The organism is Rhodococcus sp. PvR099 (assembly GCF_017833315.1).
Lineage (GTDB): Bacteria > Actinomycetota > Actinomycetes > Mycobacteriales > Mycobacteriaceae > Rhodococcus_G > Rhodococcus_G oryzae.
Genome location: NZ_JAFIBV010000001.1, coordinates 2,307,353 through 2,329,582 on the forward strand (window position 1 = coordinate 2,307,353; position 22,230 = coordinate 2,329,582).

Sequence of the window (22,230 nt, forward strand, 5' to 3'; positions counted from 1 at the left end):
GGCACGGTTATCCGGTACCTTCTCCTCGGAGCAGCACACGACACGAGGAGCATTGAGTGAACGGCAAGAACCTGGCACGTCGCACCACCGCCGCATTCGCCATCGGCGCGACCGCCACCCTCGTGTTCGCGGGCACCGCAGGCGCCGACCCCCAGTCGGACGGCATCCAGGATCTCCGCAAGGCCGCCGCCAACTCCGAGGCGAACAGCGCCGCCGTCGACGTCCTGGTGGGCTCTCCCCTGGTCACAACGAACATCGCGAGCTCCTTCGGCCTGTTCGCGTTCACCTCGCCGACGCTCGGCTGTGGCCCCGGCGTCCCGATCACGCTCACCGGCGCCTCCGCCAGCAGCGGCGGAGACCTCAAGGCCGGCCAGATCCGGTTCCAGGCCTCGCCCCGCGTCTCCGGCGTGGCGAAGGGCTCCGGCCTGACCGCCGTGTGGGTCAACACCAGCACCGGCGCCAGCGGCATCGCCCCCATCGACGGCGTCACCGAGTTCGGCACCCCCTCGCTGTCGAAGGTCGTCGACTCAGGCCCCGGCAACGTCGCCGCCGCGCTGTTCGGCACGGTCACCTACGCGGACGCGACCTGCGTGGTGCTGCCGACCGTCGGGATGTTCACCGTCGCGCCTGACGCGCCTGCCGCACCGGCCAAGTAGCCTTCCGCCCCACAGCAAACAACGCCCGGCCACGATGTGGCCGGGCGTTGTCAGTTGGTCAGTAGCGGTCCCGCTTGGGCTTGCGGTCGAACTTGCCCTTGCCGCCGTCGCGCGGGAGGCGTTGCCCTGGCGGGCCCTGGTCCGGGGTCAGCTGGATGAGCACCCCGGAGATCCGGGTCCGCCGCAGCGCCTCGAGGGTCTCGCTCGCGAGGTCCGCAGGCAGCTCCACCAGGCTGTGATCGGGCCGAATGCTGATGTGGCCGAAGTCGCTTCGCCGGAGGCCGCCCTCGTTGGCGATCGCGCCGACGATCGCGCCGGGCGCCACGCGGTGCCGCTTGCCGACCGCGATCCGGTAGGTGGCGAGCTCCTGCCCCTCCCGACCGAACTTGGGTGTGTCGTCGAACTTGCGGGGCGGGCGCTCCGCGCGCGGCTCACGCTCGCGGCGCGGCGGCGCAGGCGGCTCGGGCGGCATCAAGAAGGTCTCGCCGTCGCGCGAGAGCACGGCAAGGGCCGCCGCGATGTCGGCGAGCGGCACGTCGTGCTCGCGCTCGTAATCCTCGATCAGGGTCCGGAACAGCGCCAGGTTGTCGGAGCTCAGGCTCTCGGTGATCGAGTCGCCGAACTTGGCGACGCGCTGCGCGTTGACGTCCTCGACGGTCGGCAGCTGCATCTCCGTCAACGGCTGACGGGTGGCCTTCTCGATGGCCTTGAGCAGGTGCCGTTCCCGCGGCGCCACGAACAGCAGCGCCTCGCCGGAGCGCCCGGCGCGGCCGGTACGGCCGATGCGGTGGACATAGGACTCGGTGTCGTGCGGGATGTCGTAGTTGACGACGTGCGAGATGCGCTCGACGTCGAGGCCACGGGCCGCGACGTCAGTGGCGACGAGGATGTCGAGCGCGCCGCTCTTGAGCTGGCCGATGGTGCGCTCACGCTGCGCCTGCACGATGTCGCCGTTGATCGCGGCGGCCGAGAACCCCCGCGCCCGCAGCCTTTCGGCGAGGTCCTCGGTGGCCTGCTTGGTGCGGACGAAGATGATCATCGCCTCGAAGGTCTCGACCTCGAGGACCCGGGTCAGCGCGTCCAGCTTCCGCTGGTGCGCGACCTGCACGTACCGCTGCGTGATGTTCGGCGCGGTCGACGTCTTGGTCTTGACCGTGATCTCGACCGGGTCGTGCAGGTACTGCTTGGAGATCTTGCGGATCGCAGGAGGCATGGTCGCCGAGAACAGCGCCACCTGCTTGTACTCCGGGGTGTCGGCGAGGATCCGCTCGACGTCGTCCTGGAAGCCCATCTTGAGCATCTCGTCGGCCTCGTCGAGCACCAGGTAGTCCAGGTGCGAGAGGTCGAGGGTGCCCTTCTCCAGGTGATCGATCACCCGGCCCGGCGTGCCGACGATGATCTGGGCGCCGCGGCGCAGCCCGGACAGCTGCACGCCGTAGGCCTGGCCACCGTAGATGGGCAGCACCTGCAGCCCCGGGATGTGCGCCGAGTACTTGCCGAACGCCTCGGCAACCTGCAGGGCGAGCTCGCGGGTCGGCGCCAGCACCAGCGCCTGCGGCCGCTTCTGCTCGGTGTCGATGCGGGAGAGGATCGGAACGGCGAACGCCGCGGTCTTGCCGGTGCCGGTCTGCGCGAGCCCGACGACGTCGCTTCCGGACATCAGCGGCGGGATGGTCGCGGCCTGGATCGGGGACGGCGACTCGTAGCCGACGTCCGAGAGTGCCCGCAGCACCCGTTCATCGATGCCGAGATCGGCAAAGGTGGTGGTGTCGGTTTCCGGCTCGGGGTTGTGCTCGGTGTCGCTCATCTCACCAGGAGTTTAGTACGTCGCCGCCGGGAGTCCCGCTCACGCCCTCGTCGCGCCCGTCGCCGACGCCTGCCGGACGGGCTGACGGAGCACCGTCCGTAGCTTCTCGGGCGCGGACTTCCTGGGGTCCCCGAGATAGATCTCGTGGTGCTTGCCATTGAATTCGAGACCGCGACCGGGAATGAACTCGGTGTGCAGCCGCTCGAGGGTCGGCGCCTCGTCGTCGTACGAGCCGACGTGCATGATCTGCGCCGACAGGCCTTCGTCGTGCCGTTCGTGCCGCAACTCCCCCACGACGGGCAGCTTCTTCTTGGACTCCGTCTCGGCCAGGATGGCCGCGACCTCCTCGGCGGTCATCCAGTCCGGCTGTCGGATCTGCATGGTCCAGTTCCACTCCGACTTGCTGCGGTCGACGAAGACCGTGGGGTCCTGCGCCCACCACCGGCCCTCCAGCGGCCCGACCACGTAGTCGGCCTCGTGCCCCTTCTTGCTCGCGAACTTCACCGCGTACGAAGCGGCGTACAGCGCCTCCACCCCCAGCCGATAGTCCTCGGAGACGTTCGGATCGCCGTGTCCGTCGATCATGAGGAACCACATCGGCGGAACCTCCACCAATGCGAAGTCGTCGGCCGCAGGCGAGTAGAGCTCCTTCTGCTTCTTGAAGTCCAGCTTGCTCATCGTTTCCTCTCAAGGGATGTCAGGGTCCGGGCGACCCAGCTCAGTTCCGCGTCGAGCATCACGACCGAGTACTCGAAGACGGCGTCGACGAAATCCGGTAGCGGTTGTTGGGCGTCGCGCGCGGCGAGCACCTCGGCCTTCTTGCGCACCAAGGCGTCCGAGCGTCGCCGAAGTGCAGCGATCGACTCGGCGGGCGGGATGAGCGGCCAGTTGGCCATCCCGACCAGTACCGGTGCGGTGGTCGCGGACGGCTCGGCGAGCAACTGAGCGGTCCGCTCCGCGGCGGCCACGCGGCCGGCCGCGGTGATCGCGTAGACCCGGCGGGGGCGGCCGGGTCCACCGGCTTCCACCGCCACCTCCTCGATGAGACCGCGCTTGTCGAGCTTGCCGAGGAGGTAATAGATGGAGGAGAACCCGATCTGGGTCCACTGCCGCATGCCGCGCTCGTCGATCACCTTCTCGAGGTCGAAGCCGTGGCGCGGACGCTCGGCGATCAGGCCGAGGACGGTCACCTCGGATTCGGTCAGCTCTGCGGGCACGGGTTATATCCTAGCACTAGGATATAACCCGTGCGAGCCGCACCACCCCCTGGTCGCGGCGCCGCGGCGGCCGCTGATCACAATGTGCCCGTCCCATTCGTCCGAATACCAACCAGGAGCGCCCGTGTCCGAGCCGACGCCGATCCCAACCCACTGGTACAACATCGCGGCTGACCTGCCGGTGCCGCCGCCCCCACACCTGCACCCGGGTACCAGGGAGCCGGTCACCCCCGCCGACCTCGAGGCACTGTTCCCCAGCGCACTGATCGCGCAGGAGGCCGCCACCGAGCAGTACATCGAGATTCCCGAACCGATCCGCGAGGTCTACAAGACGTGGCGGCCCGCGCCGCTGATCCGGGCGCGTGAATTCGAGAAGGCGCTGGGCACCCCGGCCCGCATCTACGTCAAGTACGAGGGCGTCAGTCCGGTGGGGAGTCATAAGACCAACACCGCGGTGGCGCAGGCGTATTACAACGCCCAGGACGGGGTCAAGAAGATCACCACCGAGACCGGCGCCGGGCAGTGGGGCAGCGCGCTGTCGTTCGCGTGCGCGAAGTTCGGCATCGAGCTCGAGGTGTGGCAGGTGCGTGCGTCCTACGCGTCCAAGCCGTACCGCAGGCACCTGATCGAGACCTACGGCGCCACCGTGCACCCGAGCCCCTCCGACCTCACCGAGTCGGGCCGCAAGATGCTCGCCGACTTCCCCGACACCCCCGGCAGCCTCGGCATGGCGGTCACCGAGGCGGTCGAGGTCGCGGCCGGCGACCCCGACACCCGCTACGCGCTCGGCAGCGTGCTCAACCACGTGGTGCTGCACCAGACCGTGATCGGCCTGGAGGCGGTCGAGCAGCTGCGCGCCGCGGGTGAGGCGAACGCGGACGTGGTGTTCGGCTGCGCGGGCGGCGGCTCGAACCTGGCCGGTCTGGCTTTCCCGTTCATCCGCGAGGTGCTGCACGACCGGGCCACGACGCGCATCGTCGCCGCCGAGCCAGCCGCCTGCCCCTCGATCACCAAGGGTGAGTACCGATACGACCACGGCGATGTCGCGGGCCTGACGCCGCTACTGAAGATGCACACCCTCGGTCAGGACTTCGTCCCGGACCCGATCCACGCCGGCGGCCTGCGCTACCACGGCATGGCACCACTGCTCAGCCACACAGTCGAGCTGGGCTACGTGCAGGGTCAGGCCGTCGACCAGACCGACTCGTTCGCCGCGGGCGTGCTGTTCGCGCGCGCCGAGGGCATCGTGCCCGCACCCGAGTCCGCGCACGCGATCGCGGCCTGCGCCGAATACGCGCGCAGCCTGACTGAGCCGGAGGTCCTGGTCATCGGCCTGTCCGGGCACGGCATGCTGGATCTGCCCGCGTACCAGGCCTACCTGGACGGTGATCTCACCTCCACGGCGTAGGACGCACCGGTGGGCGCGCCCGCGGCGCGCCCACCGGCTGGGCCATACTCGTGCCATGGTCGAGATCGCCGTTGCCCAGTTCTCCGCCGGACAGGACAAGCGGGAGAACCACCTAACGCTGCGAAACCTCGTCGGCGAGGCGGCCTCGCGCGGCGCGCAGTTGGTGGTGGCACCCGAGTACGCCATGTTCACCGCGCCACCGACGGACGAACGCATACTGTCCTCCGCCGAGCCTCTCGACGGCCCATTTGTCGGCGGGATGCTCGAGATCGCCGGACAGTTCGGCGTGCACGTGGTTGCCGGCATCAACGAGGCACTCGACGGCGACGAGCGGGTCTCCAACACCCTGGTCGCGGCGGCTCCTGACGGCCGGGTCGCCGCCGTCTACAGAAAGCTGCACCTCTACGACGCCTTCGGTTACCGCGAATCCGAGTTCTTCCGCGCCGGGGCGATCGACGATCCGGCGACCTTCGAGGTCGACGGGCTCACCTTCGGGATGCAGACCTGCTACGACCTGCGATTCCCCGAGGTCACCCGGCGGATCGTTGACGCGGGCGCGGACGTGCTGCTGCTGCCGGCGCAGTGGGTGCCCGGCCCCCTGAAAGAGGACCACTGGACCACCCTGGTGCGGGCGCGGGCGATCGAGAACACCATCTATGTCGCCGCCGCCGACCAGAGCGCCAGGACCGGGGCGGGCAACTCGATGATCGTCGACCCGATGGGCGTGGTGCTCGCGTCGCTGGGCGATCAGGTCGGAACCGCGCGCGCCGAGGCCACCGCCGCGCGGATCGCCCAGGTCCGGGCGACCAACCCGGCGTTGGCGCTGCGCCGGTTCGGCATCACCGAGCGCTAGTCCCTCGCACGGGAGCCGAGGGCGCTCGAGCGGCGTAGCGTCAGAGACAGGATGCTGTACGAGACTCGCGCGAAAGCCGGTCGCGCGTTGGCCGAGTCGCTCGGCCACCTGCGCGACGCGGATCCGCTCGTGCTCGGACTGCCAAGGGGCGGGGTGCCGGTGGCGACCGAGGTCGCGCACGAACTCGGCGGCGAACTCGACGTGATCCTGGTCCGTAAGCTCGGCGTGCCGTGGCAGCCGGAGCTGGCGATGGGCGCGCTCGGCGAGGGGGGCATCCGGGTGCTCAACGACGACGTCCTCGCGCAGACCGGAATGAGTCCGCTCGGGCTGGCCACCGTCGAATCGCGAGAACGCCGCGAACTCGAGCGGCGCGCGCGGGTGCTGCGCGGCGATCGGGGGCGGATCCCGCTGCGAGACCGAACCGTGGTGATCGTCGACGACGGCATGGCCACCGGGGCGACGGCGGCGGTCGCGTGCCGGGTGGCCAGGGCCGACGGGGCCGCCCGCGTGGTGGTCGCGGTGCCGGTCTCCTCCGAGGAGGCGGTCGCCCGGCTGACCAAGGAGGCGGACGAGGTGATCTGCCCGCTCGTCCCGCGCTGGCTCGGCGGTGTCGGCGGTGCCTACCGGGATTTCCACCAGCTCACGGACCAGGAGGTGACCGACCTGCTCGCCACGTGATCTTCGCCTCAACCAGACGAAAAACCCGCAGATCACGAGACTTGGGGTTACACGTAAATCTCCGTAGCGAGGCTAACCCTCGCAATTCGGACAAGCTTGAGAGTGCATACCGACCACGGATGTGATCCAATGCACACTCCACACGTCAGTAGTACCTGGAGGGGTCACAGTGCGAGAGTTCGAAGTTCCGGCGTCGTTTTCCATCCCGGAAGACATCTCGATGGCCGATACGGTGTTCCGCCTCGAAAAGGAGAGCCCCCAGCACGTTCCCTTCAAGCGACTGGTCAACGGCTCCTGGGTCGACGTCACCGCGGCCGAATTCGCCACGCAGGTCAAGGGCGTCGCCAAGGGCCTGATGGCCTCCGGCATCGCGCTCGGCGATCGCGTCGCCATCCTGTCCGCCACCCGCTACGAGTGGGTCGTGCTGGACTACGCCATCTGGACCGCAGGCGGCTGCACCGTCGCCATCTACGAGACCTCCTCCGCCGACCAGGCGCAGTGGATCCTCGAGGACTCCGCCACCTCCGTGCTCGTCGTCGAGACCGCGAAGCACGCCGCCACGGTCAAGGACGTCGCCGAGGCCGCCCCCGCGCTGCGGGAGATGCTGCAGATCGAGGCGGGAGCCCTCGACGAGCTGACCGCCCGCGGGTCCGCCATCACCGACGAGGAACTGCACGAGCGTCGCGGGCAGGTGAACGCCTCCTCCCCCGCCACCCTCATCTACACCTCCGGCACCACCGGCCGCCCCAAGGGCGTCCAGCTGACCCACTCGAACTTCTACGCCGAGTCCAAGGCCGTGAAGATCGCGCTGGACGACGCGATGTACGAGGGCCAGAGCACCCTGATGTTCCTGCCGCTGGCGCACGTGTTCGCCCGCGCCATCTCCTTCGGCGCCTTCGACAACAAGGTGACCGTCGGCCACACCGCCGACATCAGCACCCTGCTCGAGCAGTTCGCGGCGTTCAAGCCGAACTTCATCCTCTCGGTGCCGCGCGTGTTCGAGAAGGTGTACAACTCGGCCAAGCAGAAGGCCGAGGACGGCGGCAAGGGCAAGATCTTCGCGAAGGCCGCCGACACCGCCATCGCATGGAGCGAGGCCAAGGACACCGGCGGCGCGGGCCTCGGGCTCAAGCTCAAGCACGCCCTGTTCGACAAGCTGGTCTACGGCAAGCTGCGGGCCGCACTCGGCGGCGAGTGCGACCGCGCGGTGTCCGGCGGCGCGGCGCTCGGCGCGCGTCTCGGACACTTCTTCCGTGGCATCGGCCTCCCGATCTATGAGGGTTACGGCCTCACCGAGACCAGCGCCGCGATCACCGTGAACACCACGAACGCCCAGAAGGTCGGCTCTGTCGGCAAGCCGATCAACGGGCACGCGGCGAAGATCGCCGAGGATGGCGAGCTGCTGGTCAAGGGACCGGTCGTGTTCAACGGCTACTGGCACAACGACGCGGCCACCGCGGATTCCATCCGCGACGGCTGGTTCCACACCGGCGACCTCGGCTCGATCGACTCGGAGGGCTTCGTCTCGATCACGGGTCGCAAGAAGGAGATCATCGTGACCGCAGGCGGCAAGAACGTCGCCCCGGCCGTGCTCGAGGACGCGCTGCGCGCCCACGCCCTGATCAGCCAGTGCCTGGTCGTCGGCGACGCGAAGCCGTTCATCGGCGCGCTGATCACCATCGACCCCGAGGCCCTGCCGGGTTGGCTCGAGCGCAACGGCATCGCCGCGGACATCGCGATCTCGGAGATCGTCAAGCACCCGGACCTGGTCGCCGAGATCGACGCCGCGGTCGCCGAGGGGAACAAGAAGGTCTCCAACCCGGAGCAGATCAAGAAGTACCGCATCCTCGATGTGGACTTCACCGTCGAGACAGGCGAGCTGACCCCCACCCTCAAGCTCAAGCGCAACATCATCCATCAGGAATTCGCGACGGCGATCGAGGCCATTTACACCTGAGCGATCCCCGGCCATGAGTGAATGGGTCGTCCCTCCGATCGGGGGGACGACCCATTCGTTTTCAAGGAGGACTGCCAGATGCTCAACCCGCAGGACGTACTCGTGTACGACCCGGTGACGACCTTCTTCAACAACCTCGCGCTCGCGTTCGGCTCGGCCGACGCGGTCATCATGACCTGATCCGACTCAGTAGGTCGCCGGCAGATCCGCGCGCAACTCCGCGGTGAAGTCGGCGACCGAGAGCGGCCGAATCTCGACCTCGGACTCGGTCCGCACCAGGTAGCGACCGTCACCGCTCACGTCGATCCAGCTGAATGCCCGGCTCGCCGACGACGCGGGCTGGTCGACTCCGGTGGTCACGGTCACCTGTCCCACCCCGTTGCGCGGCAGGTCGAGCAACGCTCGGATCCGGGCCGCCGTGGTCGCCGAGCGCACCGGTACCAGGAGTGAGGACCGACGTCCGCCGCGGACCTCGGACACCGGAGCCCTCATCGCCCGCCTGCCACCCGCCTCGGCCCCCGGCAGCATGTCCATGATGCGCGGGGCCAGCGTGTCCACCCCGCCGAGACACATCGCCAGGTCCCCGCCGGTGTCCGCCGTGGGTCCGGGGCGCTGCGCGACGACCACGGAGGTGCGCTCGCTCGCGCACCCCAGCACTCGGACCACGGCTGCGGGTCGCCCATCCCATTCGGCGGCGAGCCGCCCGTCGCTGACCGCGGCAGGCCGGCCATCGCTGACGGCGGCTCCGCCCTCGACCCCGAATATCTCCACGCGCACAGACGGTTTGGCGAGAATCCCCAAGGCGACGTCGAGCTCCGCGGAGCGGTAGCCCTCGTACCAATCGGACAGCGCTCGCGCGTGGGCGGCACAGTCCTCGACGGTGCGATGCACCTCCAGCGGGTACGGGAACCGGTCGGGTCCGGCCTCGCGCCAGGCGTGGTCGAACTCATCCGGGCTGAGATTCCATCGCATCCTGATCAACCGTCCGTCCCCGACTACGTGCCCCTGTTCCGGTTGGACGCACACGCGTCCGACGCGGTTCCACCTCCGCGCTCGCTCGGCTAGATCCGGGCCGCGTCCACCAGCCGCTGCGCCACCGTGACATCGCCGAACACCTCGAGCGCCGCGAGCGGTCGTCGCCGCCACATCGTAAGCAGCAGCTCCTGCGCGGTGCCGCGGACCGCGACATCGCCCTTGGCGTGCCCGGCTTCGACGGTGACCCCCTCGGGTCCGAACCGCAGCAGCCATTCCGCATCCGCGGTGTCGGTGCCGTGCAGGTGGACGGTCCTGCCGTGCAGCTCCGATGGGATCCGGTCGGCAGGCAGGGCGCGGACCAGCATCAGGCGGGCCCACTCGTCGACGCCGTCCGCGGCCGACTCCGCGGAGATGTCCTCCGGCGGGGGGCCACCCGCGGCGTGCAGCGCGTCGGCCGCGTCCACCCGGTGCACCGCCACCTCGTGGGCCTGCCTGCGCGCCCAGAACCCCACGGTGCCGGGACCCGCGAACGTCGGTGCGCCGCGGTCGAAATCGTGGGCGGAGATCTCGGCCAGGAGTTGCTCGAGGGATTCCCGGTACGCGGGCAGGCAGTCCGGGCCGCGGGGCAGCGACTCCGGCTGCGCGGCCCCGTCCAATTCGGCTCCCGGCCCCGCCGCGAGCGTCGTCCGCACCCATCGGTGTACCCGCCCGGTGTGCCGCACGACCCGTTCCAGGGTCCACCCCGGCACCGTGGGGACATGGGCGTCGAGCGCCACCGCGGGCATCGCGGCGAGCCTCAGCCCCTCGGTTCGCAGCGTCTCGAGGTGTTGGTCCGGTGTCATTCCTGAACGGTACCCAGCACGAAGGCCGCGACGTCGGAAGTCACCACCCGCTGGACCGGTTCGTGCAGCAGATCGTGACCGGCGTCCGGGTATTCGCGCAACGCGGCGGACGGCAGTGCCGCCGCCCACGACCGGACCGGATCGATCGGCGCCATCCTGTCGTCGACGCCGTGCAGGGTCAGGATCGGCAGCCGAATGGCGATCGGCGGCCGCGAGGAGATGACCCGAGGGAGTGCACTGAGCACGGCCGCGTGAAACCTCGTCGGCTCCGCCTCGATCGCGGCGAGCGCCGCGGCCGCGCCGAGCGAGTGCCCCATCACGATCACCGGCAGATCCGGATGCTGTTCCTCGGCGATCGCGGCCAACCGCAGGGCATTGTCGCCCAGTCCGGGCAGCGGACCGATCACCCCGAGGTCGCCCTCCGACAGTCCATGGCCGATGTGGTCGAGGGCCCACACCTCGATGTGCTGGGCCGACATGGCCCGTCCGAACCGGTGATAGTTACCGCTGTGCTGGCCCAACCCGTGCAGGAACACCATGACGACGACCGGATCTGGCACCGGCCAATGTCGATAGTGAACCTGCCCGCTGACCCCCGAGAAGAATGGCATCGGGACATTGTGCCGTCAGCACGCCGCGCAGCGGCACGAAATCATCTGAGATAGTCGACCGATGCCGCGACGCTTCCTCGCATGTGCCCCCGCCCTCCTCCGCGTCCTTGGTGCAGTCGCGATCGGCACGGCGGTCAGCGGATGCGGCGGCGCGGGTATCGAGGGGACTGCGGTCGCCGCCGAGGACTGGGGCCTCCCCACCACCTCCGGGGTGCCGACACCGCCGCGCCCACCGAATCCGGGTGCCGCCACCGACACCGCCCGGATCGGCGCCGGGTCCCCGGTCGACCCCGAGACCTACCACGACGCGAAGGAGACCGACTCCTCCCCCGCCGCGCCCACCATCGGCTTCCACTTCACGACACCGAGCGGCAACATCCGCTGCTCGACGCCGAAGGAGCCGACCGTGCTGCTGTGCGAGGTCACCGACCACGCCTATCCGCCCGCGGCCAAGCCCGCGGACGCGAAGGAACCGTGCCAGTGGTTCCCCGACTACGCGATGCTCACCGACGAGGGCGTCGCCGCAGGCGTGTGTCTGCCCAGACCGCTGGTCACCCGGGGCAGCAGGGTGCTGCCCTACGGCAGCAGCATCCGGATGGGTGACTTCGGCTGCCTGAGCACCGAGGGCGGATTGCTCTGCGCCAACGAGGTTTCCGGACACGGTTATCAGCTCAGTCGTGAGGCGCTGCGGACCTTCTAGGACGACGCCGCCGGCTCAGCCCCCGGCCGGAGCACAGGCCGCCACCAGCGCCGGCAGCGCCTTGGCCGCTGTTGCCCGCCAGCAATGGGTTGCCACGGCGGTCAATTCGGTCGGCTCCGGGTTGATCTCGAGCACGGTCGCACCCGACGCGGCCGCCCGCGCCGGCAGTTCTGCCGCCGGGTACACCATCCCCGAGGTGCCGACGACCACCATCAGGTCGCACCCCTCGACGGCGTCCTCCGCGGCGTCCCACGCAGCCCGCGGCAACGGCTCGCCGAACCACACCACGCCCGGCCGGACCGCCTCGCCGCACGCCGCGCACTCTGGTGGCGAAAGACGTTCCACCGGCACTCGATCCGGCATGACGTCGACGTGCGCCGCCGTTCCGCACGCACTGCACCGCGGCGCGAAGAGGCTGCCGTGCAGGTGCGAGGCGACGTCCGAGCCGGCCCGCTCGTGCAGGTCGTCGACGTTCTGGGTGACCACGGCCAGCTCGGCGAACCGCGCCCAGTCCGCCACGGCACGGTGACCGGCGTTCGGCTGGACCCGCCGCACCAGCGCGCTACGCCACTGGTACCAGGCCCACACCAGTTCGCGATCGCGTTCCCACGCCTGCGGGGTGGCCAGCTCGGTCGGGTCGAACCGCTGCCACAGCCCGGTGAGCGCGTCGCGGAACGTGGGCACGCCGGACTCGGCGGACATGCCCGCCCCGGAGAACACCACAACTCGGTCCGCGGTTCGGGCCGCGTCGAGCAGCACCGGATCGGGTTCAATGGGGCTCATGTCGACGATTGTGCCCGGATACGGCGACACCCTGCCCAAGCTGCTGATCGTGGACCCGGCACCGGACCCGGCCGCGGAGGACCGGATCGCCGGGTCGCTGCACCGCATCGGTGTCGCCTCCCGGCCCACCGGGCTGCGCGCGCCGGGCCAGCACCTGTTCGGGACCCGGATCGTCTCCGCGGTCGGCGACGCGTCGTGGCTGGATCGGGAGTACGCCGAGGTCGGCCGCTGGGTGCGGGTGATCGTCGCGCTCGGCCCGACCGGCTGGGACGCGACGCTGCGCGCGCTGGCCGCGGCGGGCGTCGTACCACCCGAGCCCGCTCCCGGGTTCGCAACCGGCGTCCGACTGACGCTGACCCCGGCCGGCGGCCGCCCGGTGACGGTGCTCGGCATCGACCACCCCGCCGACCCGGACCTGTTGGCGGACGCGGCGCTCGACGCCGAGTTGGCAGCGGCCCAGACGCTGGCCGGGGTCTCCGCGGCCTGCGGCGGGCGCGGCTGACGACCGACCGCACCCGGATCCGGGTGGCGTTCGCCCGGCTCGGTCGGTGCCGTCTGCGATAGTCGTCCCGTGTTCCTCCTCGACGACGTGTTGATCTTCAGCGCCAGCGACTTGTCCCAGGCCGCGGAGTGTGAGTACGCGCTGCTGCGCAGGCTCGACGCGAAGCTGGGGCGGATCGAACCGGCAGGCGCCGACCGGGCGGACCCGATGCTGGCCCGGACGTCCGAACTCGGCGACGCGCACGAACAGCGTCAGCTCGACCGGTACGTCGAGCGCTTCGGGGACGGCGTGGTGCGGATCGACCGACCGCGCCTGGACTGGGAGGAGCTGACCCGGGCGAACAAGGCGACGGTGGCAGCGGCCCGGTCCGGCGCGGACGTGATCTACCAGGGCACCTTCTTCGACGGACGCTTCCTCGGCTTCTGCGACTTCCTGGTGCGTGAGGGCGACCGATACGTGGTGGTCGACACCAAGCTCTCGCGCCACGCCAAGGTCACCGCCCTGCTGCAGTTGGCGGCCTACGCGGACGCACTGACTGCGGACGGCGTCCCCGCCGCGCCGCACGTCACGCTGGTCCTCGGCGATCACAGCACCGCGGACTTCGCACTGGGCGACATCGCGCCGGTGTTCCGACAGCGTCGCGACGAGCTGGTCCGGATCCTCGACCGGCACCACCGCGAGCAGACGCCGGTGGCCTGGGCCGATCCGCGCTACCGCGGTTGCGGCCGGTGCGAGCAGTGCTCGCCGGAGATCGTGCGGACCCGGGACCTGCTGCTGGTGGCCGGGATGCGATCCTCGCAGCGGGAGAAACTGATCCGCGGTGGCGTCGCGGACCTCGACGCCCTCGCCGACCGCACCGAGCCGGTCGAGGGCATGAGCGCACGCACCTTCGGCGGGCTGCAGGCCCAGGCGGCCGCACAGGTCCGGCAGGAGCGCTCGCACTCCCCCGTGTACGAGGTGATCGACGGTGCGAGCGCGCTCGCCGCCGTCCCGGAGCCCGACCCGGGCGACATCTTCTTCGACTTCGAGGGCGACCCGCTGTGGGCAGAGGACGGCTCCACCGACTGGGGCCTCGAGTACCTGTTCGGCGTGACGGAGACCGACGGGACCTTCCGCCCGTTCTGGGCGCACGACCGCGCCCAGGAACGCCGCGCCCTGCTCGACTTCCTCGACTACGTCGCCGAGCGTCGCACGCGTTTCCCTGGCATGCACGTCTACCACTACGCGGCCTACGAGAAGACCGCGCTGCTGCGGCTGGCCGGGCGCTACGGCGTGGGCGAGGAATCGGTTGACACACTGTTGCGGGAGAACGTGCTGGTCGATCTGTACCCGGTGGTCCGCGGCGCGGTCCGGGTCGGCGCCTCGTCCTACTCGATCAAGAAGCTCGAGCCCCTGTACATGGGCGAGCAGCTGCGCGACGGCGACGTGACCAACGCCGCCGCCTCGATCGTCGCCTACGCGGACTACTGCGCGCTGCGCGACGCGGGGCGCGAGCGCGAGGCACAGGACCTCCTGAAGGAGATCGCCGACTACAACGAGTACGACTGCGTCTCCACGCTGCGGCTGAGGGACTGGCTGCGGGCCGTCGCGGCCGAGCACGGAGTGCAGCCGCACCCGGCGCAGCAGGTGCTCTCGGCGCCCGTCGAGGAAGCGAGCGCGGCCGAGACCGCGCTCCGCGACCATGTCGGCGACGCCCTGCCAGGAGAGCGGACTGACGACCAGCGGGCCGCGGCCCTGATGGCCGCCGCGGTCGGCTACCACCGACGCGAGCGCAAGCCGTTCTGGTGGGCGCACTTCGACCGGCTCGTCCAGCCCGAGGACGAGTGGGCGGAGTCCGCCGACGTGCTGGTGGCCGAGCGGGCCGAGGTGCCGGTGGAGTGGCACAAGAGCACCCCGCGGCAACGCAAGCAGCGCAGGCACGTTCGCCTCGCCGGGCACTGGGGCGCGGGCACCACGGTGCGCGTCGGTGACCAGGTGTACGCCCTCTACGAGCAGGGCACCGGGATCGGCTCCGACGACCCGCGTGCCCGCGGCGCCGTCCCCGTCACGGTCCTCGCGCTCGAGGAGGAGGTCGGGCCCGACGGCGAGCCGCGCGAGGTGGCGGTCGTGGAGGAACTCGAGCCGACCGGCACCGGCCCGCACGCCGTCCTACCGATTGCCCTTGCCCCCGGCCAGCCGGTCCGGACGGTGGCCATCGAAGCCGCGATCGCCGAGCAGGCCGCCGCGATGGCCGCGGCCCTGCCGTCGATGCCCGCCTCGGCCGCCGTCGACGTACTGCGCCGGGTGCCGCCCCGCACGCGCTCCGGCAATCCGCTCCCCGTCGCCGACCCGGAGCACAAGGCCGCCGCGATCGTCGCGGCACTGCGCGACCTCGACGACTCCTACCTCGCGGTGCAGGGGCCACCCGGCACCGGCAAGACCCACACCGGCGCCGCGGTGGTCGCCGAGCTGGTGAACCGGCACGGCTGGCGAATCGGCGTTGTCGCCCAATCGCATTCGGTGGTCGAGAACATGCTCGACGGGATCGTGCGCGCCGGGGTCCCCGGCGAGCGGGTCGCGAAGAAGCCCGGTTCCGGCCTGGGCGAGCATCCGGCGTGGACGAAGGTCGAGTCCAGCGGACTCGCGGCCTTCCTCACCGAGCACGAGTCGACCGGCTGCGTGATCGGCGGGACCGCATGGGATCTCGCGCACACCGCCCGGGTTCCGGCAGGCAGCCTGGACCTACTGGTTGTCGACGAAGCCGGTCAGTTCTCGCTCGCCAACACCGTCGCGGTGGGGATCTCGGCACGCAACCTGCTACTGCTGGGTGACCCTCAGCAGTTGCCGCAGGTCAGCCAGGGCACACATCCGGAGCCGGTGGACACCTCGGCCCTTGGCTGGTTGGCGGAGGGTCACGGCGCACTGCCGCCGGAGCTCGGCTACTTCCTGGACCGGACCTGGCGGATGCACCCCGCGGTGTGCGCGGCGGTCTCGGACCTGTCCTACGACGGACGGCTGCACTCGCAGGAGCGGGCCACCACCGCCCGCACCCTCGCAGGCGTGGAACCCGGAGTTGTGGCCATGTACGTCGAGCACCACGGCAACTCGACGGAGTCCGTCGAGGAAGCCGCGGCCATCGCGGCTGAGGCGCAGGCGTTGCTCGGCACCCCGTGGACACCCGGTGCCGGCGAGGACACCCGCCCGCTCGCGCAGTCGGACATCCTCGTCGTCGCCCCCTTCAATGCCCAGGTGAGCCTGCTCCGCCGGACCCTCGCCGATGCGGGACTCGACGAGGTCCTCGTCGGCACCGTCGACAAGTTCCAGGGCCGGGAGGCCGCGGTGGTGCTGATGTCGATGACGGCGTCCTCGGCCGACGAGGTTCCCCGAGGCATGGGGTTCCTGCTGTCCAGGAACCGACTCAACGTGGCCATCTCCCGCGGCAAGTGGCGCGCGGTGATCGTCCGCTCCCCGGCACTGACCGACTACCTACCGACCACTCCCGCCGGACTGACCGAGCTCGGCGCGTTCATCCGGACACACCTCTAGCCGAAGCACTGCCCCTCGCCACGAAAGGTCGGCACCGTGGTGCGGGTGCCGTCGGCCTCGACGAGGTGCAGCTCGTTGAACCGCTCGCAGAGCTCGCCTGCCTTGGCGTGCCGGAACCAGACGCGGTCCCCGATCCGAAGGGCCGCTGCCGGATCGCCTGTCACCGGGGTCTGGACCTCGCCCGCGCCCTCGTTCCTGGTGAGCTTGAGGCCCGCGGGCCAGACCGGGGTCGGCACCCGCGTGGGGCCCGCGGGGCCGGACGCGATGTAGCCGCCGCCGAACAGGGTGGCGATACGGGGCGTCGGCTTGCGGACCGCGGACAGCGCGAAGTACACCGACGGGCGCGGGGTGAACGCGTTGTACCGGTCGAAGAGCGTCGGCACGTACAACCCGGAACCGGCAGTCACCTCGGTGACCGAACTGTCGGCGGAGCTGACCTCGAGCGAGCCGGTGCCGCCGCTGTTGACGATCTGCAGCTCGCCGACGGTGGCGGTGACCGCATCCACGACCGCCGTGCGCCTGGTCGCGAGCTCGGCAGCGGAGGCGCGCTTGACCAGCCGAACCGGCGCACTCGTGTCCGGCAGGCCGGCGATCTGGGCCTCGTAGAACATCACGCCCACCACGACGAACCCGCGGCGCTTGGCCTCGCGGGCGACGACCACGGCCTCATCGGGGGTCCGCAGCGGCGACCGCCGTACTCCGAGATGGAGCGGGCCGACCCGCAGCGAGGCGTCGATGTCGAGGCACACCCGGGCAGGCACCGATGTGCTGCCCGCCGCGTCGTGCAGCACATCGAGCTGGCCCGAGTTGTCGACCATCAGCGTGATCGACTCGAGCAGCAGTGGGTCGGAGGCGAGCTCGGCGAGCGCACCCCGGTCGACTGTCGGGTATCCCATGAGCACATCGCGCGCACCGAGCCGGACCAGCCAGATCGCCTCGCGCAGCGAGTAGGACATGATGCCCCGGAATCCACCCTGCGCGGTGAGCCCGGAGCCCAGCGTCTCCTCGAGCACTGCCCGGCAGCGAACCGACTTGCTGGCCACCCGGACCGGGGTGCCACCGGCGCGCCGGACGAGGTCCGCGGCATTGGTGCGCAGCGTGCCGAGATCCACCGCGGCCAGCGGCGGATCGAGTTCACGGGTTGCGGCGTCCAGCCGTTCGCGGGTGGAGGTCATGGCGTAGGAGTCCAGCCGTTCGCGGGTCGAGGTCATGGCCTGAGTCAACCATCCAACTGGACGAGTGTCCAGGTTTTAGGCCTGCTCCTCTTCCGCCTCGACCGCCTTCATGGCGATCATCTGCACCGCGTCGTCGAGCTGGGCGATCACTGCCTCGCCGTCGCGGTCGACGAGCCACCGCAGCACGATGCCGTCGATCACCGCGAGACAGAAGCGGGCGATGTGCTCGACCGGTTCGGTCCAGGTGGTCCCCGTGTACCGGGCCGTCTCCTCGAGGAAGGCGGTCGCCTCGATGTCCATCGTCCGGTACTGCAGCGAGGCGATGGACCCGGCCAGCTCGGCGCCCGCGGCCTGCTGCCTGAGCCCGTACGCGGTGATCTCGTAGGTGAGCAGCTGCCGGTTCGGCGTCATCTCGATGAGCGGCCACATATTGGACAGGCCGCTGTGCAGCACCTCGCGCAGGCCACGCAGGCCGCTTTGGTCACCCTCACCCTGCGCCGTGCCGAATGCGTACCGCAGCGCAGCGCTGAGCTGGAGAACGAGGGCCTCGCCCATGGCGGCGACCAGCGCCTCCTTGTTCTCGAAGCAGTAATGGACCACCCCGAGCGAGACCCCCGCCTCCTCGGCGACGGCACGAATGGTGACGGAGTTGATCCCGGTGCGTTCCGCGATACCCATCGCGGACTCGACGAGTTGGGCGCGACGTTCGTCCGCAGGAAGCCGATTCAGCATCTGCCGATCCTAGAACGCCGGAGCCAGTTCCGTATCAGGTGTTGACCTGGACGATCGTCCAGTAGATTATGAGTGAATGGAATCACATTTCTGGCAGAACTGGGCCGGCTGCGCCAGCGCACGGCCCACTCGCCTCGCTGCACCCGCGACTGTCGCGGAGCTGAGTGACGAGATCACCCGCGCCGCAGCGGAAGGCTTGCACGTCAAGTGCGTTGGTGCCGGACATTCCTTCACACCCGTCGCGGTCACCGACGGCGTGCAGATCAGCCTGGACAACCTTACGGGTATCCAGTCCGTGATCCCGGTGGAACCGTCGGGCGCCCTCGTCACCGTCCTCGCGGGCACTCGCCTGAACGAACTCAATCCCACATTGTGGTCTCTGGGTCTCGCGATGACGAACCTCGGCGACATCGACGTGCAGTCCATCGCGGGCGCGATCTCGACCGGCACCCACGGCACGGGCGCCCGTTTCGGGGGTCTGGCCACCCAGGTCCGCGGGCTGCAGATCGTGCTGGCGGACGGCTCGGTGGTGAACTGTTCCGCCGAGGAGAACGCGGAACTGTTCAACGCCGCGCGGCTCGGTCTGGGCGCGCTCGGCGTCATCGCGTCGATGACGCTGCTGTGCGAGCCCGCCTACGCCATGCGTGCGGTCGAGGCCCCCGCGCGGCTGAGCGAGACCATGGAACGGATCGACGAGCACGCCCACGGCGTCGACCACTTCGAGTTCTACTGGTTCCCGCACACCGACCGGGTGCTGACCAAGCACAACACCCGCCTGCCAGGGGACACACCGCTCACCCCCGTCAACAAGGTCCGCGGCTACATCGACGACGAACTGCTCTCCAACACCCTGTTCGAGGGCGTCAACCGCGTCGCCGCCCGGTTCCCGGCCGCGATCCCGCGGATCAACAACCTCTCCTCGCGGGCGCTCTCGGCGCGCGAGTTCACCGATCGCAACTACGCGGTCTTCGCCTCCCCGCGCCGGGTGCGGTTCCGCGAGATGGAGTACGCGATCCCCGCCGAGGCGCTCCCCGAGACGCTGCGCGAGATCGACGGCTGGCTACAGAAGTCCGACTTCCGGGTCGCGTTCCCCGTCGAGGTCCGGTTCGCCGCGGCCGACGATGTCTGGATGTCGACCGCGAACGGCCGCGACACCGCCTACATCGCCGTGCACCAGTACCACCGCCGCGATCACAGCGAGTACTTCAACGCCGTGGAGTCGATCGCCCGCGCCGTCGACGGACGGCCGCACTGGGGCAAGCTGCACTCGCGCACCGCGGCGGATCTGCAGCCGACCTACGCGCACTTCGACGAGTTCCGGTCCGTGCGGGACAAGTACGACCCGGCCCGGGTCTTCGACAACGCCTACCTGCGCCAGGTGCTGGGATAACGGCGCTCCGCGCCCCGTGAGTGATTTGCACCCCGCTTGGGGTGCAAATCACTCACAGCTCAGCCGAGCAGCGCCGCCTTCCGCTCGGGCGAGGCGAACGAGGCCCGGATGGAGTTGCGGGCCAGGGTTTCCCGTTCCTGCTCGGTGAGCCCGAGCTCCGCCTGCAGGCGGGCGAAGTTGTCGTCGACGTACCCGCCGAAATAGGCGGGGTCGTCGGAGTTCACCGTGACCAGCAGTCCCGCTTCGAGCATGCGGCGCAGCGGATGCTCGGCAAGGGTGTCGACCACCTTCAGCCACACGTTCGACAGCGGGCAGACGGTCAGGGGGATCTGCTCGTCCACGAGCCGAGCGATCAGCGCCTCGTCCTCCAGGCACCGCACGCCGTGGTCGATCCGCTCCACCTCGAGCAGATCCAGCGCCTGCCAGATGTAGTCGGGCGGGCCCTCCTCCCCCGCGTGTGCCACGGTGTGCAGCCCGTTCGCCCGCGCCCGCGCGAACACGTCCACGAACAGCGACGGCGGATAGCCGACCTCGGCGGAGTCCAGGCCGAGACCGAGGACCGGGACGTCCAGCCTGAGCACCTCGTCCAGCATCGCCTCGGCCTCGGGCACCGGCCGGTCCCGCAGCACGGCCGCGATCAGGTCGCTGGACACCCCGAACTCGGCCTCGCTGGCGCGGACGGCATCGGCCAGCCCGTCGAGGACCGCGCGCAGCGGCACCCCGCGGGCCGTGTGCGCCTGCGGGTTGAAGAAGATCTCCGCGTGCTGGACGCCGCCCGCCGCCGCGCGCGCGAAATAGGCGCGGGCCAGGTCGGCGAAGTCCTGCTCGGTCCGCAACACCGCCATGTTCGCGAAGTAGAGGTCCAGGAAGGACTGCAGGTCGCTGAACTCGTAGCGGCCGCGCAGGTCATCGAGGTCCCGGTAGGGCAACTCCACCTTGTTGCGCTCGGCAAGCGCAAAGATCAGCTCCGGCTCGAGGGATCCCTCGATGTGCATGTGCAGCTCGGCGAGCGGGGTCGACACGGTGTCCTCCTGAGGTCGTCAGGCGTCCAGTATCCCGCGTCAGCTCGCCGGTTCCGGCGCCGGCGGCGTCCACGACTGGTCGGTCGGCAGGTAGGAGCGCAGCATGAGGACGAACTCGCCGGGCGGGGCGGGCAACCAGTTCGAGGGGCCGGACGCGGGCGGCTGGGCCCCGATCCAGAGGTCGAGCGAGCCGTCGGCGCCCCGCACCAGTCCGGGGGTGCGGTCACCGATCGCATAGCGGCCCAACGGGTTCGCCACGAAGAACATGTCCGGTCCGTACAGGGTGACGGACCAGAAGCCGCGCTCGTCGATGGGCGGCAGCCCGCCTGCCGGGAAGTGCAGCCGATAGCCGCCACCGTCTCCGCGCAACGCGGCGCCGCCCGAGTCGGTCCTGGCGACGTAGTACATCGACTCCTCGGGCACGTTCGCCCCGAGCCCGATCTTCGCGACCCCGGCGCGGTGCAGGTAGTCGGTGCCGTACCGGCCCGCGTCCTGCAGCGAGCTCCACGGCCCGTCGCCACCGAACGAGGTGTTCGCGAGCCCGACGATCTGCTTGTCGCCCCGGACAACCCCCGCCGCCATGGCCGCGACGTCGTCCGGCTCGCCGCCGCTGGGGGTCGCGCCTGGCGTCACCCCGAGGGTGGCGAGGTGCTCGAGCATCGGTGCGTCCGCCGCGGGCGGCGGGTTGGCCGCGAGGATCGCGGACAGCTCGTCGAAGACCTTCGGCCCGGAACCCGCGATCGCCTGCGGCGCCGGGTTGTTGCCGCAATCGGTCGGGGGCAGCGGCGGCGGCGCGTCCGGGACCGGAGAGGTGAGCACGGTCATCTTGTACTGTTGCTGGGCGGCACGAGCCGCGGCGAGGTCGGCGTCGGACTCCACCAGGGTGCGCCCGATCATCCAGGCATCCCAGGTGGGCGACTCGATCACCGCGGCGCCCGCGGGCGTCTCGCCGTGCCACCCGGGCGGCACGATCACGTGCGAGCCCGCCGCCTGCCCGGTCTCCCTGGTGCCGATGTTGCCGAACACGTTGGTGTACATGTCGAGCAGCTGGAAATCGAAGTACCGCTCCCCCATCTCCGGATGGGTAAGCAGCACCGGGCCGGACCGCAGGTCGAGCCAGGCGATCGAGTACAGGGTGTCCGCGTTCGGGGCGACGACCACCCTGGTCTCCGGCCCCGACATGGCGGCCTGGCTGTAGAGCTGGTTGACCGGCAGCAGACAGATCATGTTGGCCCTGGTCCGGGCCAGGGCGATCGGCGCGTAGCCGTAGACGTAGCCGTCGGCCGCGACGTCTGCCGGCGCCGTCGCCGAATCCTCTTCCTGCGAGGCGCACCCGCCGAGCAGTCCGGCCACCACGACGAGTGTCGACAGCGCCGCCACCCGACGTCGGCGCACCC

General features: G+C 70.3%; 20 protein-coding genes. 9 read left to right on the plus strand and 11 right to left on the minus strand.

Features of this window, described 5'->3' with window-relative positions:
- Positions 1–56 precede the first annotated feature (56 nt).
- Positions 57–656, plus strand: coding sequence for a hypothetical protein (locus JOE46_RS10415; protein ID WP_136912124.1), 600 nt, complete (start codon positions 57–59; stop codon positions 654–656).
- Between the two features lie 58 nt (positions 657–714).
- Here JOE46_RS10415 and JOE46_RS10420 read toward each other — a convergent pair whose 3' ends face one another.
- From JOE46_RS10420 to JOE46_RS10430, 3 genes are read right to left on the minus strand one after another with little or no spacing between them, the layout of a single operon-like run.
- Complete coding sequence (locus JOE46_RS10420) at positions 715–2,463, minus strand: DEAD/DEAH box helicase (protein WP_097212457.1); 1,749 nt, start codon at positions 2,461–2,463, stop codon at positions 715–717.
- A 39-nt stretch (positions 2,464–2,502) separates the two neighbouring features.
- Complete coding sequence (locus JOE46_RS10425) at positions 2,503–3,141, minus strand: GyrI-like domain-containing protein (protein WP_097212458.1); 639 nt, start codon at positions 3,139–3,141, stop codon at positions 2,503–2,505.
- Positions 3,138–3,680, minus strand: a complete 543-nt coding sequence (locus JOE46_RS10430) for a PadR family transcriptional regulator (protein ID WP_209927167.1) — start codon at positions 3,678–3,680, stop codon at positions 3,138–3,140. The genes JOE46_RS10425 and JOE46_RS10430 overlap by 4 nt, the downstream gene beginning before the upstream one ends.
- Positions 3,681–3,762: 82 nt before the next feature.
- Here JOE46_RS10430 and JOE46_RS10435 point away from each other — a divergent pair, with 82 nt between their 5' ends.
- The 4 genes from JOE46_RS10435 (at position 3,763) to JOE46_RS10450 (ending at position 8,576) form a co-directional block, all read left to right on the plus strand.
- Positions 3,763–5,088, plus strand: a complete 1,326-nt coding sequence (locus tag JOE46_RS10435; RefSeq protein WP_179800600.1) for a TrpB-like pyridoxal phosphate-dependent enzyme — start codon at positions 3,763–3,765, stop codon at positions 5,086–5,088.
- Between the two features lie 55 nt (positions 5,089–5,143).
- Entirely contained in the window at positions 5,144–5,941 is a 798-nt protein-coding gene (locus JOE46_RS10440; RefSeq protein WP_097212460.1) for a carbon-nitrogen hydrolase family protein, read from the plus strand.
- 51 nt (positions 5,942–5,992) lie between these two features.
- The gene (locus tag JOE46_RS10445) at positions 5,993–6,619 is read left to right on the plus strand and encodes a phosphoribosyltransferase (RefSeq protein ID WP_209927168.1); all 627 of its coding nucleotides are present in this window, start codon (positions 5,993–5,995) and stop codon (positions 6,617–6,619) included.
- A gap of 169 nt (positions 6,620–6,788) precedes the next feature.
- Positions 6,789–8,576: a long-chain fatty acid--CoA ligase gene (locus JOE46_RS10450; protein WP_097212462.1), complete on the plus strand. Its 1,788-nt coding sequence runs from the start codon at positions 6,789–6,791 to the stop codon at positions 8,574–8,576.
- Between the two features lie 186 nt (positions 8,577–8,762).
- Here JOE46_RS10450 and JOE46_RS10455 read toward each other — a convergent pair whose 3' ends face one another.
- The 3 genes from JOE46_RS10455 to JOE46_RS10465 all read right to left on the minus strand — a co-directional run bounded on the left by JOE46_RS10455 (position 8,763) and on the right by JOE46_RS10465 (position 11,004).
- Positions 8,763–9,548 (minus strand): ESX secretion-associated protein EspG, encoded by a 786-nt coding sequence (locus JOE46_RS10455; RefSeq protein ID WP_097212463.1) that lies wholly within the window; start codon positions 9,546–9,548, stop codon positions 8,763–8,765.
- Between the two features lie 89 nt (positions 9,549–9,637).
- Positions 9,638–10,393: a maleylpyruvate isomerase N-terminal domain-containing protein gene (locus JOE46_RS10460; RefSeq protein WP_097212464.1), complete on the minus strand. Its 756-nt coding sequence runs from the start codon at positions 10,391–10,393 to the stop codon at positions 9,638–9,640.
- On the minus strand, positions 10,390–11,004 hold the full coding sequence (locus JOE46_RS10465) for an alpha/beta hydrolase (RefSeq protein ID WP_097212465.1): 615 nt from the start codon (positions 11,002–11,004) through the stop codon (positions 10,390–10,392). The genes JOE46_RS10460 and JOE46_RS10465 overlap by 4 nt, the downstream gene beginning before the upstream one ends.
- A 61-nt stretch (positions 11,005–11,065) precedes the next feature.
- On the opposite strand from JOE46_RS10465, the gene JOE46_RS10470 reads away from it, so the two are divergent.
- On the plus strand, positions 11,066–11,704 hold the full coding sequence (locus JOE46_RS10470; RefSeq protein ID WP_209927169.1) for a DUF6636 domain-containing protein: 639 nt from the start codon (positions 11,066–11,068) through the stop codon (positions 11,702–11,704).
- A 15-nt stretch (positions 11,705–11,719) separates the two neighbouring features.
- Here the strand turns inward: JOE46_RS10470 and JOE46_RS10475 are convergent, their stop codons facing one another.
- Entirely contained in the window at positions 11,720–12,487 is a 768-nt protein-coding gene (locus tag JOE46_RS10475; protein ID WP_209927170.1) for an NAD-dependent deacylase, read from the minus strand.
- On the opposite strand from JOE46_RS10475, the gene JOE46_RS10480 reads away from it, so the two are divergent.
- Entirely contained in the window at positions 12,486–12,989 is a 504-nt protein-coding gene (locus JOE46_RS10480) for a hypothetical protein (RefSeq protein WP_143548479.1), read from the plus strand. The two genes, JOE46_RS10475 and JOE46_RS10480, sit on opposite strands and share 2 nt — an antisense overlap.
- Before the next feature lie 69 nt (positions 12,990–13,058).
- On the plus strand, positions 13,059–16,514 hold the full coding sequence (locus JOE46_RS10485; RefSeq protein ID WP_209927172.1) for a bifunctional RecB family nuclease/DEAD/DEAH box helicase: 3,456 nt from the start codon (positions 13,059–13,061) through the stop codon (positions 16,512–16,514).
- Here the strand turns inward: JOE46_RS10485 and JOE46_RS10490 are convergent.
- Both JOE46_RS10490 and JOE46_RS10495 read right to left on the minus strand, forming a co-directional pair.
- Positions 16,511–17,689: an amino acid deaminase/aldolase gene (locus JOE46_RS10490; protein WP_209929058.1), complete on the minus strand. Its 1,179-nt coding sequence runs from the start codon at positions 17,687–17,689 to the stop codon at positions 16,511–16,513. The genes JOE46_RS10485 and JOE46_RS10490 overlap by 4 nt on opposite strands.
- A gap of 75 nt (positions 17,690–17,764) precedes the next feature.
- Positions 17,765–18,421 (minus strand): TetR/AcrR family transcriptional regulator, encoded by a 657-nt coding sequence (locus JOE46_RS10495; RefSeq protein ID WP_209927173.1) that lies wholly within the window; start codon positions 18,419–18,421, stop codon positions 17,765–17,767.
- A 76-nt stretch (positions 18,422–18,497) separates the two neighbouring features.
- On the opposite strand from JOE46_RS10495, the gene JOE46_RS10500 reads away from it, so the two are divergent.
- Positions 18,498–19,811 (plus strand): D-arabinono-1,4-lactone oxidase, encoded by a 1,314-nt coding sequence (locus JOE46_RS10500; RefSeq protein ID WP_097212470.1) that lies wholly within the window; start codon positions 18,498–18,500, stop codon positions 19,809–19,811.
- A 59-nt stretch (positions 19,812–19,870) separates the two neighbouring features.
- Here JOE46_RS10500 and JOE46_RS10505 read toward each other — a convergent pair whose 3' ends face one another.
- Both JOE46_RS10505 and JOE46_RS10510 read right to left on the minus strand, forming a co-directional pair.
- Positions 19,871–20,833: an adenosine deaminase gene (locus tag JOE46_RS10505; RefSeq protein ID WP_209927174.1), complete on the minus strand. Its 963-nt coding sequence runs from the start codon at positions 20,831–20,833 to the stop codon at positions 19,871–19,873.
- Positions 20,834–20,872: 39 nt separating this feature from the next.
- On the minus strand, positions 20,873–22,228 hold the full coding sequence (locus tag JOE46_RS10510) for a DUF1254 domain-containing protein (RefSeq protein WP_306455736.1): 1,356 nt from the start codon (positions 22,226–22,228) through the stop codon (positions 20,873–20,875).
- Between the last annotated feature and the right edge of the window lie 2 nt (positions 22,229–22,230).